At 76.3% G+C, this 2,222-nt stretch carries 3 protein-coding genes and 1 pseudogene; 3 read left to right on the plus strand and 1 reads right to left on the minus strand.

The genetic code is table 11. From position 1 onward, the window contains the following. The 3 genes and pseudogenes from GTQ99_RS22420 to GTQ99_RS22430 form a co-directional block, all read left to right on the plus strand. Positions 1-523 (plus strand): annotated as a pseudogene (locus GTQ99_RS22420) (acetoin utilization protein AcuC); the annotation flags it as partial. A gap of 202 nt (positions 524-725) precedes the next feature. Continuing rightward, positions 726-926 carry a helix-turn-helix domain-containing protein gene (locus GTQ99_RS22425; protein ID WP_166617889.1) on the plus strand — a complete coding sequence of 67 codons (201 nt, stop codon included), beginning with the start codon at positions 726-728 and terminating at the stop codon, positions 924-926. Between the two features lie 215 nt (positions 927-1,141). Then, on the plus strand, positions 1,142-1,240 hold the full coding sequence (locus GTQ99_RS22430) for a 30S ribosomal protein bS22 (protein WP_012085056.1): 99 nt from the start codon (positions 1,142-1,144) through the stop codon (positions 1,238-1,240). A 90-nt stretch (positions 1,241-1,330) separates the two neighbouring features. Here GTQ99_RS22430 and GTQ99_RS22435 read toward each other — a convergent pair whose 3' ends face one another. Beyond that, positions 1,331-2,101, minus strand: a complete 771-nt coding sequence (locus GTQ99_RS22435; RefSeq protein WP_240897964.1) for an HAD family hydrolase — start codon at positions 2,099-2,101, stop codon at positions 1,331-1,333. Positions 2,102-2,222 lie beyond the last annotated feature (121 nt).

Below are 2,222 nucleotides of genomic sequence, written 5' to 3' on the forward strand. Positions count from 1 at the left end.
GGCGCTGCCGGCGGGCACGGGGGACGCGGGCTGGCTGCGGGCGGTGCACGCCGTGGTGCCGCAGCTGGTGGGCGCCTTCCAGCCGGACGTGCTGGTGACCCAGCACGGGTGCGACACCCACGCGCTGGACCCGCTGGGGCACCTGGTGGTGTCGGTGGACGCGCAGCGCGCGGTGGCCTCCTCGATGCACGCGCTGGCGCACTCGGCCGCCGGGGGGCGCTGGCTGGCGCTGGGCGGCGGGGGCTACGAGGTCGTCGACGTGGTGCCGCGGACCTGGGCGCACCTGGTGGCGGAGGCCTCCCAGCAGCCGCTGCCGCCGCAGACGCCGCTGCCCGAGCCGTGGCGGCGCCACGTGCTGGAGGTCCTGGGCCGGGAGGCGCCGCGGACGATGACGGACGGTGGTCAGGCGGTGTTCGCGGGCTGGGAGTCCGGCTACGACCCGGGGGACGCGGTGGACCGCGCGATCCTGGCCACGCGGCGCGCGGCCTTCCCGCTGCACGGCCTGGACCCGGACTTCGACTGAGCGGGGACGTCCGCCCCGAATCTTTTTACCGAGCGTCATCGCTGGTCACAGGGCGTTCAGGTCACGCTCCGTGACTTGGTGCACACGGAGATCTTCCACCCACGTCACACCTGCCCCTACAGTGGTGGCTGACCGCGCCCCCACCGGGCCGTCCGCGGGGGACGGCGCACCGCTGGCGCGCGAGGTGAAGGGTGCTGTGGGGATGCCTGAGGACCGCCCGCTGTCCGAGGTCCGGTTCCTGACCGTGGCCGAGGTCGCGTCGATGATGCGCGTGTCGAAGATGACGGTGTACCGCTTGGTGCACAACGGCGACCTGCCCGCGGTGCGGGTCGGCCGCTCCTTCCGGGTGCCCGAGGACGCCGTCCACGAGTACCTGCGCCAGTCCTACATCGACACCGCGTGAGGGCGCACGCCGCCACGCCGGGGCGAGCGGCCGGCACCGGCGCGTCGCCGGCCGGGGCACCCGTGCGGGTGCCCGGGCGGGCGGTGGGACGACGCGGCGCCCGCGCGGGCCGGTAGACTCCACGACGGTCTGCCGCGCGAGCGGCACGCCGGCTGCGGCCGGCACCCGCCGGCACCAGCCGGCACGAGTCGACACGTCGAGTGAGCGAGGACCCCTTGGGCTCTGTGATCAAGAAGCGGCGCAAGCGCATGGCGAAGAAGAAGCACCGCAAGCTGCTCCGCCGCACGCGCCACCAGCGCCGCAACAAGAAGTGAGCTGACCCCAGCCACCGCGCGGGCGGGTCCCCCACCTGGGGGGCCCGCCCGTTCGCGCGTCCGGGGCCGGGCCCGGGTCGGCCGACGGGCTCAGCGGCCGCGGCGCACCAGCCCGGCGAGGGCGAAGGCGCCCGCGCCCAGGGCGCCCGCCGTGCCCAGCCGCCGCGTCCAGCGCACGGCGTGCTGCCAGGTGCGGAACTCCAGCACCGGCCAGCCGTGCGCCGCGGCGTGCCGGCGCAGCGTCCGGTCGGGGTTCACCGCGACGGGGTGGCCCACCATCGACAGCAGCGGCAGGTCGTTGGCGGAGTCGGAGTAGGCGGTGCAGCGGGCCAGGTCCCAGCCCGAGGTGCGCGCCAGCGCGGCCACGGCGTCGGCCTTGGCGCGACCGTGCAGCGGCTCGCCGATGAGGCGGCCGGTGTAGACGCCGTCGGCCGACTCCGCGACCGTGCCCAGGGCGCCCGTGAACCCCAGGCGGCGGGCCACGACGTCGGCCAGCTCGACGGGGGCGGCGGTCACCAGCCACACCGGTGCGCCCGCCGCGAGGTGGCCGCGGGCCAGCGCCTGGGCGCCCGGGCGCACCTTGGCCTCGACGTGCTCGTCGTAGACCTCCTCGCCGATGCCGCGGATCTCGGCCGTGGTGTGCCCGGCGACGAAGGCCAGCGCGAGGTCGCGGACCTCCACGAGGTGGCCGTGGACCTCCCCGCGCAGCGCGTAGTGCACGGCGCGCCGGGTGAAGCCCTGCAGCTCGCGGCGGGAGAAGAACCCGCGCGCGGCCAGCCCCCGGGCGAAGTAGAACAGCGAGGCGCCCCGCACGACGGTGTTGTCGAGGTCGAAGAACGCGGCCTCGACGTCGGGGGACATGCCGGTCATCGTAGGCACGCGGGTGCGCTGCGCAGCCGGTGGCGGAGCAGCGGGTGGAGCAGCGGGCGGAGCAGCGGGTGGAGCGGCGGGAGGAGCAGCGGGTGGACGGGACGGCGGGAGC

It is taken from the genome of Kineococcus vitellinus, assembly GCF_009906315.1.
GTDB classification, from domain to species: domain Bacteria; phylum Actinomycetota; class Actinomycetes; order Actinomycetales; family Kineococcaceae; genus Kineococcus; species Kineococcus vitellinus.